The organism is Novosphingobium sp. BL-A-28-Hi1-0D (assembly GCF_055521755.1).
The window spans coordinates 3057823-3071453 of the sequence record NZ_CM145502.1 but is presented as its reverse complement, the minus strand read 5'-3'; the positions used below and the strand labels follow the sequence as shown (position 1 = coordinate 3071453).

The window sequence follows — 13631 nt, the reverse complement described above, 5'->3', positions numbered from 1 at the left end:
CTGACTGTGGCACTCTCGCGCCAGGACAGGAGCAAAACCCGCCGTGGAAGCTGCAAGCTCTATCGTTACGTCACAGGATGACGCCCCCCCGGAAACCAGCCCGCTCGTCTACCGAACCCGCCTGCCGGTGCGCATCTGGCATTGGGTCAACGCCATCACGATCTTCGTCATGCTGATGAGCGGGGCGACGATCTTCAACGCCCATCCGCGGCTCTATTGGGGCAAGTACGGTGCCACCTTCGAAACCCCATGGTTCGAAATCGGGCGCCAAGGCCAGCAGGGTTTCCTTCGCCTCGGGAGCTTGCAGATCGACACCACCGGCTTCCTCGGCCTGACCGAGCATTCGACAAAGGCGTTTCCTCCGCTGGTCACGATTCCCAATTATTACAGCTTGGCCGAAGGTCGCCAATGGCACTTCTTCTTCGCGTGGGTGCTCGTTCTCTCAATCATCGCTTTTGTCATTTATGGAATTATTTCCAAACATTTGACACGTGATCTTGCGCTTTCACGTGAAGAACGCCAGCTGTCGCATCTGTGGCATGACATCAAGGAGCACGCCCGCCTGCGTTTTCCGACCGGCGAAGCGGCAAAGGCCTACAACCCCTTGCAGAAGATCGCCTACATCGGCGTAATCTTCTTGCTGATCCCGCTGGTCGTGCTCACGGGCATGACGATGTCGCCCACGCTCAACGCGGCGTTCCCGTGGTTGCTCGACATTTTCGGCGGCAGGCAATCGGCGCGTTCGATACATTATCTATGTGCATCAGGCTTTTTGGCCTTCATCTTCATCCATCTTCTGATGGTATTGCTGGCAGGCCCGTTCAACGAACTACGCTCGATCATCACCGGCTGGTATCGCCTGCCCGCAGCCCGAAAGGACCAGGCATGACCATCATCACCCGCCGCACCGCGCTTGTCGGGGCAAGCGGCCTGCTGCTGGCCGGTTGCGAGAAGATCACGACTTCGCCCACCGTACGCAAGGTGCTGACACTGGGCGAAAAGGCCACCCTTTCAGGGCAACGCCTGGTGACAGACCGCAACGCCCTCGCGCCTGAGTTCACCCGCTCAGATATCTCGCCAAAGTTCCGCATGAACGGCAACCGCATGCCTGCCTCGGCGGAATATCAGGCGCTCATGGCCAATGGCTTCGCCGACTGGAAGCTCGAGATCGGGGGCAAGGTTGCCCGCCCGTTCAGCCTCACCCTCGCGCAACTCAAGGCTGCCCCGCTGCGCACGCAGATCACGCGCCACGATTGCGTCGAAGGGTGGAGCGCCATCGGTGAATGGACCGGCGTCCCCCTCGCCCTGCTCCTGCGGCAGGCACAGGTTTCCTCATCAGCTCAATACATTGTCTTCCATTGTGCAGACGACTTCTCAGGTAATCCCTATTACGAAAGCATCGACCTGATCGATGCTCTCCACCCGCAAACGATCCTCGCCCACACCATGAATGGCCAGCCCCTGCCCGTAGGCCACGGCGCCCCGATCCGCCTGCGAGTCGAACGCGCACTCGGCTACAAGCAGGCCAAGTACGTGATGAAGATTGAGGCGGTCGAAACTTTGGCCGGCATCTACGGCGGCGGTGGCGGTTACTGGGAGGACCACTCCGGCTACCAGTGGTTCGCCGGCATCTAGACCTTCACCACGCCCCGCTCGATCAGGCTCCGCGCGCAATCGAGGATCGAATCCTCCACCGGACGCATCGTCCACCCAAGCCGCGCCTGCGCATGGGCGGAACTGGCCCCGCGCACATTCCCGAGTTCTCCGGTCACCTGCCGGATCACAGGATTGAACAGCGCCACAGTTCTGACCAGCCAGTCGGGCAACCGCCGTGTCGGCACCTTGCGAGCCTGTAGCCCCATGTTTGCCTTAAGCACTTGCGCCACATCGATAATCTTGAGGAACGGCCCCGACGCAATGAAGCGTTCGCCCGCCAGGCCCGGTGTCGTCAGCGCACGGAAATGAAGGTCCGCAACGTCACGCACGTCAACCAGCCCAAAGCCAATGTCCGGACACCCCGGCAACGCACCCGACAGAAGCTGGTTAACCACTTCAATCGACGGCGAAAAATCGCTCGACCAGACCGGCCCTAGCACCGCCGCCGGATTGACCGAGACGAATTCCATCGCCCCGCCCTCAGCCGCCACCCACTCCCGCGCTGCGCGTTCGGCAATGGTCTTGGACTTCACGTAAGCGTAAACGTCTGATCCGTTTAGATTTGTCCAGTCCTTCTCGGTGAACTCGAACGTCCCCTTACCATGGCCATAGGCAATCGCGGCGACCGAGGAAGTCTGGACGAAGCGCGTCACCCCGGCGTCGCGAGCGTAACGTAACGCGCGCAGCACACCTTCTCGTGCCGGAACAATGAGTTCGTCCTCATGCTTGGGTGCAGTCGTGGTGAAAGGCGAGGCCACGTGAGCGACATGGCTGCACCCTGCCATCGCCTCGGCCCACCCGGCATCGGTGGTCAGGTCGGCGGCGAAAAAGCGCAGGGTTTCAGCGGTTCCACCGAGCAGAGGCCGCAGTTCGGCTTCGCGCTTAGCCGAGCGGACGGTGGCGTGGACGGTCCAGCCCTCAGCCAGAAGCTGCCGGATCAGGTACCCGGCGATGTAACCGCTGCCACCAGTAACGAGGACCTTGCCTGCCATTATTCACGCCTCCCACCCGTTCATTATCGGAGAAGGATAGCGTGAGTAACGAGCGGCACCAAACGCCTTCGTCAGTATGGCTCCGGCAGGGCGTTTGCCTGCGGGAGTTGGGGGGGAGTCAGGGGGAAGTTGCCGGTTTGCCTCGGAGAGTTGGAAACCGGCAATTTTTCCCGATTATCGCATCAGAACAAGCTCTTCGGCCATCGACGGGTGCAATGCGACCGTCGCATCGAAGTCTGCCTTGGTCAGCCCCGCCTTCACCGCAATCGCCGCCGCCTGCAGGATCTCAGGGCTGTCAGGGCCGATCATATGGATGCCCAACACCTTCTCGGTCGAAGCATCGACGATCATCTTGTAAAGCCCGCGCTCGGGCCGGTGGCCGAAGATGTTCTTCATCGGGCGGAAGTCGGACGAGTAGACCTTGATGTTGCTGCCAAATGCCTGACGCGCTTGGCTTTCCGTCAGGCCAACGCCCGCGAGAGGCGGCTGCGAGAACACCGCGCTCGGGATGCAATCGTAGCTGACCGAGGTGTCCTTGCCGCCGAAAACGCGGTCGGCAAAAGCCTGTCCCTCGCGGATGGCGATGGGCGTAAGTTGTACGCGGTTCGTTACGTCACCGACGGCGTAGATGCTGTCGCACGCGGTCTTGCCGTGATCGTCGACCGGGATCTCGCCCGCAGAACCTAATGAAATCCCTGCATTTTCAAGCCCCAGGCCTTCCGTCTTGGGCCGCCGCCCCGTCGCCACCAGCACCACATCGGCATGGAGCGGATCCGGCTGCTTGCCAAGGAAGACGTCCAACGAACCATCGTCCCGCTTCTCGACGCGGTCGAACGGGCAGTTGAACTTGTATTCGATCCCGCGCGCCATCGTGATTTGCAGCAGGCGATCGCGCAGGGATTCATCGTAGCCCCGCAGGATCGTCTCGCTGCGGTTGACCACCGTTACGTGACAGCCCAGCGCGTTGAAAATCCCTGCAAATTCCATCGCGATATAGCCCGCACCGGAGATGACCACGCGCTTGGGCAGGCTTTCGAGATGGAACACCTCGTTCGACGTGATGCAATGCTCGCTGCCCGGAAATTCGGGCATGACCGGCCAGGCGCCAGTGGCGATGAGGATATACTTCGCGCTGATCTCACGCCCCGAGGCAAGGCGTACAAGGTTCGGCCCGGCAACGGTGGCGCGCTCGAGGAAGCGCTCTACCTTGTTGTTTTCCAACGTGTTCGTGTAGGCGCTATTGAGCCTGTCGACATCCTTGAGGACCGCGTCACGTAACGTCGGCCAGTCGAAGGTCATCTTCTCGACCGTCCAGCCATAGTTGGCCGCGTCCTGCAGTTCTTCGGCAAAGTGCGAACCATAGACCAGCAGCTTCTTGGGAACGCAGCCCCGGATCACGCAGGTCCCGCCGACCCGGTACTCCTCGGCCACGGCTACCCGCGCCCCATGGCTCGCCGCAATGCGGCTGGCCCGCACGCCGCCTGACCCTGCGCCAATCACGAAGAGATCGTAGTCGAAGTCCTGCCCGGAAACCTGCCCAGATACCTGCTCAGCCATATGCGCTCCTTGTCTCAGGCGAGCATATGGCCTCTGGTCCGCGCCAAGACCAGAGGCATTCCCTGCAATAGTCCGTTACGCGAAAGGTTCAGCCACCGATGCCCGCCGCCGCGAGCAGTGCCTCGGTCGAAGGGTCGAAGCCCTCGCCGCCGCCAGCCTCGATCTGCTTGGCGATGGCCTTGCCGAGTTCCACGCCGAACTGGTCGAACGGGTTGATACCGAGCATCGCCGCCGAGACGAACGTGCGGTGTTCGTGAAAGGCGATCAAAGCGCCGAGCGTGGCGGGATTCAGATCCTCGCACAGGATCGTCGCCGATGGACGGTCGCCCGGATAGGCCCGCGCGCCATCGTCGGACGCCTTGCCCGCCATCAGCGCTGCCCCTTGCGCAAAGCAGTTCGACAACAGGATTTCGTGATGAGCCGGGTCAAGATCGTGCCCCTGCGTCTTCACCGCAAGGAAATCGACCGGGATCAGGTGCGTGCCCTGGTGCAACAGCTGGAATACCGCGTGCTGGGCATCGGTGCCGACCCCGCCCCAGGTCACCGGAGCGCTGGCACGGGTCAGCGGCGAGCCATCGGCCAGCACGCGCTTGCCGTTGGATTCCATCTCGAGCTGCTGGAGATAGTCGGGCAGCAGCTTCAAACGCTCGTCATAGGCGAAGACCGCGCGCGACTGGCAACCGCGCACTTGTGTGTAATAGAGATCGGCAAAGGCGGCGCGGACGATGACGTTCTCGGCAAAGTCCACGTCGATGAAGTGACGGTCGATCGCGGCGGCACCATCGAGAAACTCGGCAAAGCCCTGCCAGCCCAGCGCCATGGCGACGGGAAAGCCGATCGACGACCACAGCGAATAGCGCCCGCCAACGGTTTCCGAAAACGGCAGAATGCGGGTTTCATCGACGCCCCATTCCACCGCCTTGTCTGGCGCGGCAGTGAGCGCGATGACCTGGCCGTAGGGATCGGTCACCCCGCCTTCACGCAGCCATTCGAGTGCGGAATGGGCGTTGGTCAGGGTTTCAGTCGTAGTGAAAGTCTTGGAGGCGAGCGCGATCAGCGTGGTCTTCGGATCGCAGGCTTTCATCGCCGCTTCAAGCGCGCAGCCGTCGATGTTCGAGACGACATGGACGGCGACTTTCGCTCCGTCGCGGGTCAGTGCGTCGATGGCGAGCGCGGGGCCGAGCGCCGAGCCGCCGATGCCGATGTGGATCAGGCTCTTCACCTCACCCAGCGCGCCTTCGTGGATTGCCTCGACCAGCATCTGCATGCGGGCGTGGAGCGCTTCGGCTTCCTCAACGCTGGTGTCCTTGCCAATGCCTCGCTCGGCGGTGTGCTCGGCCGCGCGGCCTTCGGTGTTGTTGATCTTTTCGCCCGAGATCAGCGCATCACGGCGCCCTTCCAAGTCCATCGCTGCCGCCACAGCGCCCAGCAAGGCGTCGACTTCAGGTGAAAGGTGCGTCTTGGACCAGTCGAAGATCACCGGGCCGCCGGGCAACTCTAGCGTGGTGGAATAGCGCGAAAGACGCGAACTGTCGGCGAACAGCTCTTTCAGGGTCGGCTTGGGCAGGCCTTCGAGTGCGGTCCAATACTGCTTTGCCTCGCTTGCGGACATGTCCAACCTCTTCCTTTCGCAACTGCGTAATCGCTCTAATGCCCGCCCGAGCGCGTCTCGCCAAGCGCGCTGTTCATCGACCGGCAAGCTGCGCAGACGTATTTCAGCCACTGTATTAGACAAACAACACACTTGACGAAGGGGCCTGCTGGCAACATGACCGCGACGATGAACGACACGCCCGACGCCAGCAGCCCGACGCCAGCGGATCAAGCCGCCCCCGCTTCTTCCGCAAGGAAGGAAAAGAAGGAAGACAGCTTCCCGGTCTTCCTGATCAAGCTGGTGCTGATCGTGGCAATCTTTCGCAGCTTCATCTTCTCGCCGTTCAACATCCCGTCGGAATCGATGCTGCCGCGGCTTGAGAACGGCGACTACCTGCTCGCCGCAAAATGGCCGTTCGGCTACAGCAGCTACTCGCTGCCGTTCAGCGCACCGCTGTTGCCAAAGCGCATTTTCGCCAGCCAGCCCGAGCGCGGCGACGTGGTGATCTTCAAGGCACCGCCGGGCAACGATATCGACTATATCAAGCGCGTGATCGGCCTGCCGGGTGACACGGTGCAGATGATCGGCGGCGTGCTCCACCTGAATGGCAAGGCCGTACCCAAGGTTAAGGTCGAGGATTTCGTCATCCCCGTCAGCCCGAACACCGATTGCCTTTCGATCGAGTTCGCGGTGACCGAGGCCGATGGCAGCCAGACCTGCCATTACCCGCAGTACCGCGAAACGCTGCCCTCGGGCAAAAGCTACAATGTCCTTGATATGGGCCAGCGGGCGGTTGACGATACCGCGCCGGTGATCGTGCCCGAAGGCCATCTCTTCCTGATGGGCGACAACCGCGACAACTCTATGGACAGCCGCTTCCCGGCGATGGAAGGCGGCGGCATCGGCCTCGTGCCCCAGGACAACCTCGTCGGCCGTGCCACGATCATGATGTGGTCGACCGATGGCAGCGCCAACTGGTTCCTGCCGTGGACCTGGTTCACCGCCGCACGCTGGAACCGGATCGGGGGCACGTTCTGAGCGCGCTTTCGGCAGAAGCCATCGCGTTCCTGACGCAGATTACGGGCAGCGCCCCATCACGGCCCGATCTTTGGGCCGAGGCACTGACTCACGGTTCGATGGGCGAATCGCGCGATTACCAGCGGCTCGAGTTTCTGGGTGACCGGGTGCTCGGCCTCGTCATCGCCGACTGGCTGCACGAAAAGAGCGACGCGGCCGAGGGCAAGCTCTCGCAGCGGCTCAACGCGCTTGTCAGTCGCGAGACCTGTGCCGACGTCGCCCGCGCCATCGCCATCCCGGCGCACATTCGCCTCGGCAAGCAGGCGCGTGACGATGGCGGAGCGCAGAGCGACAACATCCTCGGCGACGTGATGGAAGCGCTGATCGGCGCCCTGTTCGTCGAGCGCGGCTTTGAGGCGGCGCGCGATTTCGTGCGCAAGGTGTGGGAGCGGCCGATGGCTTCGGGCACCGGCCAGCGCAAGCATCCCAAGGCCGCACTGCAGGAATGGGCGGCGGGCAACCGGCGCAAGCCCCCGATCTATACCCTCGTCGCGCGCGAGGGTCCCGACCATGCGGCCAAGTTCACCGTCTCGGTCGAGGTCAAGGGCGTGGGCGATGCCAGGGCGACCGGATCGAGCAAGCAGGAAGCCGAAACCGCAGCGGCGCGCGCGTTCATGCAGGCCTATGGCTGACGCAAATCTGGCGGCCGGGGCATATTTCGCTTAAAGCTGGCCGCAACTCTTCAGAAGAATTGGAATAATGACCGAAAAATGTGGCCTCGTGGCCGTCCTTGGCGCACCGAACGCCGGCAAGTCGACCCTCGTCAACGCGCTCGTCGGGCAGAAGGTGGCAATCGTCTCGCCCAAGGCGCAGACAACGCGTGCGCGCCTGATGGGCATCGCGCTGGAAGACGTGGGCGAGGACAAGGCGCAGATAATCCTCGCCGACACTCCCGGCCTGTTCGAGCCCAAGCGTCGGCTGGACCGCGCCATGGTCAGTGCCGCTTGGGACGGTGCGCACGAAGCGGACGCGATCCTGCTGGTGGTCGATGCCCGCAAGAAGAAGCGCGACTATCTCGAGCCGATCCTCGAAACGCTGAAGGAGCGGCCCGAGCGCAAGCTGCTGGTGCTCAACAAGGTCGACTCGACGCCCAAGGAACCGCTGCTGGTCATGGCTGAGGCCCTGACGCAGGAGGCCGCATTCGACGAAGTGTTCTTCGTCTCGGCCCTCACCGGCGATGGCGTGCCCGAACTCAAGCAGCGCCTTGCCGCTCTCATGCCGGAAAGCGCATGGCACTATCCCGAGGATCAGGTGTCCGATGCCAGCGAGCGGCTGATGGCGGCGGAAATCACCCGCGAACAGCTCTATCGCCAGCTTCATGACGAACTGCCCTATGACAGCACGGTGCGCCCGGAAAAATACATCCAGCGCAAGGACGGCTCGGTCGAGATCCACCAACAGATCGTGATCACCCGCGAAACGCAGCGGGCCATCGTGCTCGGCAAGGGCGGTGCGCGGATCAAGGCTATCGGCGAGGCGGCCCGCAAGGAACTGGCGCAATTGCTCGAAACCAAGGTGCACCTGTTCCTCCACGTGAAGGTGGACGAGCGCTGGGCCGATGCCAAGGAAATCTACGAGGAAATCGGGCTGGAATGGGTGAAGTGAGGTTGCGCGCGGCACTGCTCGTTCTGGCCACACTGCTGGCCACGCCTGCACTGGCCAAGCCTGCGCCCGTACCCGAAGGCGCGCGTTACGTGGCGCTCGGCAGTTCCTTTGCCGCTGGGCCTGGCGTCGGTCCGAATACGCCGGGCACGCCGCCGCGCTGCGGGCGCGGAACGTTGAACTATCCGAACCTGCTCGCGGCAAAGCTCAAGCTTGCGCTGGTCGACGCGACCTGTAGCGGCGCGACAACCGAGCACGTGCTAGGCCCTTGGAACGAGGTCCCACCGCAGATCGAAAGCGTGACTGCAGACGCGCGGCTGGTGACGATCACCATCGGCGGGAACGATGTGAACTTCGTCGGCAATATCTTCGCCGCCGCCTGCGAGAAGATGGCGACGCCCGACCCGCGTTGCCAGAAGTGGCGCGAGATCAGCGAGGCTGAATGGAAGGGCGACGAGGAGCGCATGCGCAAGATCGTGCGTGAGGTTCGCCTGCGCGCACCCGATGCGCGGATCGTGTTCGTCGATTACATCACCGTCCTGCCGCTCAAGGGCGCTTGCGCCGCTGTTCCGATCTCTGAAGAGCGGATGGCCTACAGCCGGGGGGTGGCAAAGCGGCTGGCAAAACTGACTGCCAAGATCGCGCGGACGGAGAAGGCCGAGGTATTCCGCTTCTCCGCACTTTCGAAGACCCACGCTCCATGCTCGGACGAACCGTGGAGCAATGGCCTGACAGCGCCGCAGGGCGACGGCATCCCGGTTCACCCCAATCGGGCAGGTCACGAGGCTGCGGCGACCGCCCTCGCCAAGTATCTATCGTAATCTCAGAAACATAAACTTCTGACGGGCGCTTGCGCGCCACGCTCCGTCGCAAGGGCGGCCCAGTTCGCGCGCGCGCGCGGAACCCGACATCAAAGGTTCAAGTTGCGCCCCTAGTCGGGTCGCGAAGGGTCCGGGCGGTTCGCCCGTTAACATCCCGGGTGCCATGATGGACGGAGCGCGGGAATGAGCGATAGCGGCGGCGTGTTGACAGTGGGCGCCGTGCGCCCGGCCACCGACCAGACTCTCCGGCCATTTCAACCCCTCCCCGTTCCGGCTTCGATTAGCCGGACGCTGATGGAGGCGCTGGCCTTTCTGTTCCTGTTCCTCGCCACCCGCAGCTTCCTGTTCGGGAACCCTGTCGTCCACATCGACGAACAGTTCTACCTGTTCGTGGCCGAGAGGATGCGCGAGGGGGCCGTGCCCTATGCCGACATCTGGGATCGCAAGCCGATCGGCCTGTTCCTGATCTATGAAGCGCTGGCCGCCCTGCCTTTCGACCCGGTCATCGCCTACCAGATGGGATCGGCACTTTCAGCCACGCTGACGGCGCTGGTGATCAGCCGCCTCGCCCGCGAGATCGCCTCGCCCACAGCCGCATCGCAGGCGGGCGCGGCCTATCTCCTGTTCATGCCGATCTTCAATGCCGGGATGGGACAGGCTCCGGTGTTCTACAACCTGCCGGTCGCGCTGGCGGCGCTGGTCGTGGTCGAAGCGTTCAAGCGACAAGAGGCGCCGGGGCTGGTCTGGCGCGGCTGCGTGGCCATGCTGCTGCTCGGCCTTGCCATCCAGATCAAGTACACCGTGATCTTCGAGGGCGCTGCCTTTGGCCTGATGCTGCTATCGCGCGGATTTGCCGACGTCTGGACCTATCGCAAGCTCGGTGCGGCCGCAGCCTTGTGGATCGGCGTGGCCCTCCTGCCGACGGTCGCGGCGCTCCTCTGGTACGTGGGGATCGGGCAGGCCGATGCCTTCGTCTATGCCAACTTCGTCTCGGTGTTCGAGCGCGGGTCGGACGGCTGGAAATCGTACTGGCGGCTGACCAAGGAAGTCGCCGTGATGATCCCGTTCTGGCTGGCGATCTTCCGTGCGCCGCGCAAGTTCGATACCTCGGGCGGAACCCACCCCGCATCGCTGCGCGTGATCCGGCTGTGGGCCATTGCCGCCTGCATCGGCTTCCTGATCTTCGGCACCTGGTACGACCACTACGTTTCGCCGCTGCTGGTGCCGCTGTCAGTCCTTGCCGCACCGGCGCTGGCACGGGTCCGCGATGGCGAGCGCTGGTACGGCAGGCTCTTGCTGGGGTTCGGCGCCATCGCCGGTCTCGCAGTGATGATCTACCAATACAACCAGCACGGTTCGACGCGCCAGTACGAGGCGATGAACGCCGCCATCGCGCAGGAAATGCGCGGCGGCTGCCTGTTCATCTACGAAGGCGAGATGGCATTCTACCGCACGACCCACAGTTGCCTGCCGACGACGCGCATCTTCCCCAACCACCTCAACACGTATGTCGAAGCTCCGGCAATCGGCGTGGATGCAACGGCGGAAACGGCACGAGTGCTTGCCTCGCGGCCGACGGTGATCGTGATGCGGGGCAAGAAGTTCAACCTCTACCTGCCCAACATGGACACGCGCCGCATGATCAAGGCCGCCCTGGCCCGCGACTACGAGCGTTACGCGGCGGTCCCGCTCGGCAACAAGGAATACTGGCTCTACCGGCTGCGCAAGCCCGCAACCGGTAGAGCCCCGCTCCTTAATCCTCGGCCTTAGTCGCCTTCTTGGCCGGAGCCTTCTTTGCGGCAGGCTTCTTGGCTGCGGCCTTCTTTGGCGCGGCTTTCTTTGCCGGAGCCTTCTTCTTGCCCTTCGCGGGCGCCTTTGCGGCACGCTCATCGATCAGGACGATGGCTTCTTCGAGCGTCAGCGCCTCGGGCTGCTTGTCCTTGGGCAGGGTGGCGTTGGTGGTGCCATCGGTGACGTAGGGACCATAACGGCCAGCCATGAGCTTGATCTCGCCGCCCGATGTGGGATGCGCGCCGAAAACCTTGAGCGGTTCTGCTGCGGTGCGACTGCCGCGCGCGCCTGCCCCCGCCGCTGCAGCAGCAAGGTGCATGACGGCGGCGTTCATGCCGGTTTCGAACACTTCCGCAGTCGAGCGCAGTCGCGCGTATTTGCCGTCATGGGCAAGGTAAGGACCGTAGCGGCCAATGCTGGCGGTGATCGGCTTGCCGCTTTCAGGGTGCGTTCCAACCTCGCGTGGAAGCGAAAGCAGTTTGAGCGCCCATTCGAGATCGAGTTCGGCAATGTCCTTGGGGATCGAGGCGCGCTTGGCTTCCTTGCCTTCGCCCAGCTGGATGTAGGGGCCGAACCGCCCCGCTTTGCGCACGACCTCGAGGCCCGTCACCGGGTCCTTGCCGAGGACGCCATCTTCCGCGCCATCGCGCTCTGCCCCACCGGGCTGGGCGAACTTGCGGGTGTACTTGCACTCGGGATAGTTCGAGCAGGCGACGAACGCGCCGTAACGGCCACCGCGCAGCGACAGGCGGCCAGCCTCGCACTTGGGGCACAGGCGCGGATCGCTGCCATCCTCGCGCGGCGGGAACAGGTAGTCGGAGAGGAACTCGTCAAGTTCGGCAGTGACTTCGCTTGGCTTCTTCTCCATCACCTCGTCGGACTTGGGCTTGAAGTCGCGCCAGAACGCGGCGAGCACCTTCTTCCATTCGGCGCGCCCGCCCGAAACGTCGTCGAGCTCCTCCTCCATCCCGGCGGTGAACTGATAGGCGACGTAACGCGAGAAGAAGCGTTCGAGAAACGATGTGAGAAGTCGGCCCGATTCTTCTGCAAAGAAACGGTTTTTCTCGGTTCGAACGTAACTCCGATCCTTGAGCACCTGCAAGGTCGAGGCATACGTCGAAGGACGGCCAATGCCGAGTTCCTCAAGCCGCTTGACCAGGCTCGCTTCCGAATAGCGCGGCGGCGGCTGGGTGAAGTGCTGCGTCGCATCGACGCCGCGCTTGGCCGGCGTATCGCCGGTCTTCATGTCCGGCAGCAGGCTTGCATCCTCGTCGTCGCCATCGGCCTTCTGGTCACGTCCTTCCTCATAGACGGCAAGAAAGCCGGGGAACTTCACGACTTGCCCTGTGGCGCGTAGCTCGTGCTTGCCAGTGCCATCACGCAGGGTCACGCTGGTGCGCTCGATGTTCGCAGACGCCATCTGGCTTGCCATCGCGCGCTTGTAGATCAGGTCATAGAGCCGCGCTTCGTCCGCCGAACCATAACGGTCCTTGCTGAAATCCGTAGGCCGGATAGCTTCATGCGCTTCCTGAGCATTCTTCGCCTTCGTCTCGTAATGACGCGGTTTTTCCGGAAGATAGTGCCCGTCATAGCGGTCCGAAATCGCTTTGCGCGCGGCCGAAATGGCGCTCGGATCCATCTGCACGCCATCGGTACGCATGTAGGTGATCGCGCCTGCCTCATAGAGCGTCTGCGCCACGCGCATGGTATGGCTGGCCGAGAAGCCGAGCTTGCGCGCCGCTTCCTGCTGCAGCGTCGAAGTGGTGAACGGCGGATAGGGATTGCGGCGGGTCGGCTTGGTCTCGACCTCCTCGACACGGAAGGTGCCCGCTTCGACCACGGCCTTGGCCTTCATCGCCGCGCCTTCATCACCCAGCGTCAGCTTGTCGAGCTTCTGGCCATCGAACTTTACCAGGCGCGCGGCAAACTCAGTGCCGCCCTGTTCAAGCCGGGCAATGACCGACCAGTATTCCTGGGCCCGGAACGCCTCGATCTCGCGCTCACGCTCGACGATCAGGCGCAGCGCGACCGACTGCACGCGCCCTGCCGACTTGGCTCCCGGAAGCTTGCGCCAGAGGACCGGCGAGAGGGTGAAGCCGAACAGGTAATCGAGCGCGCGGCGGGCGAGATAGGCATCGATCAGGTCCTGATCCAGCTCGCGCGGACGCTTCATCGCGTCGGTCACCGTCTGCTTGGTGATCGCGTTGAAGGTGACGCGCTCAACTTCCTTAGGAAGTGCCTTACGTTTCTTGAGCAACTCCCTGACATGCCAGGAAATTGCCTCACCTTCGCGATCAGGGTCAGTCGCGAGAATCAGACGATCGGCGTCCTTGGCCGCATCGGTGATCGCCTTCACGCGGGACTGCTTGTCGCCGTACAGTTCCCAGTCCATCGCGAAGTCCTCGTCCGGGCGGACAGAGCCGTCCTTCACGGGCAGGTCGCGGATGTGACCATAGGAGGCGAGCACCTTGTAGCCGGGGCCAAGATACTTCTCGATGGTCTTGGCCTTGGCCGGAGATTCTACGATGACAAGCTGCATGA

General features: G+C 63.2%; 11 protein-coding genes. 7 read left to right on the top strand and 4 right to left on the bottom strand.

Annotated features, from left to right (window positions below; all coding sequences use genetic code 11):
• Nucleotides 1-43 precede the first annotated feature (43 nt).
• Nucleotides 44-889, top strand: a complete 846-nt coding sequence (locus ACZ1JW_RS14845) for a cytochrome b/b6 domain-containing protein (RefSeq protein WP_465141138.1) — start codon at nucleotides 44-46, stop codon at nucleotides 887-889.
• A complete protein-coding gene (locus tag ACZ1JW_RS14840; protein ID WP_465141137.1) occupies nucleotides 886-1635 on the top strand; it encodes a molybdopterin-binding protein in 750 nt (249 codons plus the stop codon). Before ACZ1JW_RS14845 ends, ACZ1JW_RS14840 begins: the two co-directional genes overlap by 4 nt.
• Here ACZ1JW_RS14840 and ACZ1JW_RS14835 read toward each other — a convergent pair.
• The 3 genes from ACZ1JW_RS14835 to pgi form a co-directional block, all read right to left on the bottom strand.
• Nucleotides 1632-2648 carry an NAD-dependent epimerase/dehydratase family protein gene (locus tag ACZ1JW_RS14835; protein WP_465141136.1) on the bottom strand — a complete coding sequence of 339 codons (1017 nt, stop codon included), beginning with the start codon at nucleotides 2646-2648 and terminating at the stop codon, nucleotides 1632-1634. The genes ACZ1JW_RS14840 and ACZ1JW_RS14835 overlap by 4 nt on opposite strands.
• Before the next feature lie 174 nt (nucleotides 2649-2822).
• Entirely contained in the window at nucleotides 2823-4205 is a 1383-nt protein-coding gene (gene gorA, locus ACZ1JW_RS14830) for a glutathione-disulfide reductase (protein WP_465141135.1), read from the bottom strand.
• Nucleotides 4206-4293: 88 nt separating this feature from the next.
• Nucleotides 4294-5817: a glucose-6-phosphate isomerase gene (gene pgi / locus ACZ1JW_RS14825; RefSeq protein WP_465126030.1), complete on the bottom strand. Its 1524-nt coding sequence runs from the start codon at nucleotides 5815-5817 to the stop codon at nucleotides 4294-4296.
• Nucleotides 5818-5973: 156 nt separating this feature from the next.
• Between pgi and lepB the strand changes: the two genes are divergently transcribed.
• The 5 genes from lepB to ACZ1JW_RS14800 all read left to right on the top strand — a co-directional run bounded on the left by lepB (nucleotide 5974) and on the right by ACZ1JW_RS14800 (nucleotide 11069).
• Complete coding sequence (gene lepB / locus ACZ1JW_RS14820; RefSeq protein WP_465141134.1) at nucleotides 5974-6837, top strand: signal peptidase I; 864 nt, start codon at nucleotides 5974-5976, stop codon at nucleotides 6835-6837.
• The gene (gene rnc, locus ACZ1JW_RS14815) at nucleotides 6810-7508 is read left to right on the top strand and encodes a ribonuclease III (protein ID WP_465142785.1); all 699 of its coding nucleotides are present in this window, start codon (nucleotides 6810-6812) and stop codon (nucleotides 7506-7508) included. The genes lepB and rnc overlap by 28 nt, the downstream gene beginning before the upstream one ends.
• A gap of 67 nt (nucleotides 7509-7575) precedes the next feature.
• A complete protein-coding gene (gene era, locus ACZ1JW_RS14810) occupies nucleotides 7576-8481 on the top strand; it encodes a GTPase Era (RefSeq protein WP_465126031.1) in 906 nt (301 codons plus the stop codon).
• On the top strand, nucleotides 8469-9299 hold the full coding sequence (locus ACZ1JW_RS14805) for an SGNH/GDSL hydrolase family protein (RefSeq protein WP_465141133.1): 831 nt from the start codon (nucleotides 8469-8471) through the stop codon (nucleotides 9297-9299). Before era ends, ACZ1JW_RS14805 begins: the two co-directional genes overlap by 13 nt.
• Before the next feature lie 183 nt (nucleotides 9300-9482).
• Entirely contained in the window at nucleotides 9483-11069 is a 1587-nt protein-coding gene (locus ACZ1JW_RS14800) for an ArnT family glycosyltransferase (RefSeq protein ID WP_465141132.1), read from the top strand.
• Here ACZ1JW_RS14800 and topA read toward each other — a convergent pair.
• The gene (topA, locus tag ACZ1JW_RS14795; protein ID WP_465141131.1) at nucleotides 11053-13629 is read right to left on the bottom strand and encodes a type I DNA topoisomerase; all 2577 of its coding nucleotides are present in this window, start codon (nucleotides 13627-13629) and stop codon (nucleotides 11053-11055) included. The two genes, ACZ1JW_RS14800 and topA, sit on opposite strands and share 17 nt — an antisense overlap.
• Nucleotides 13630-13631 lie beyond the last annotated feature (2 nt).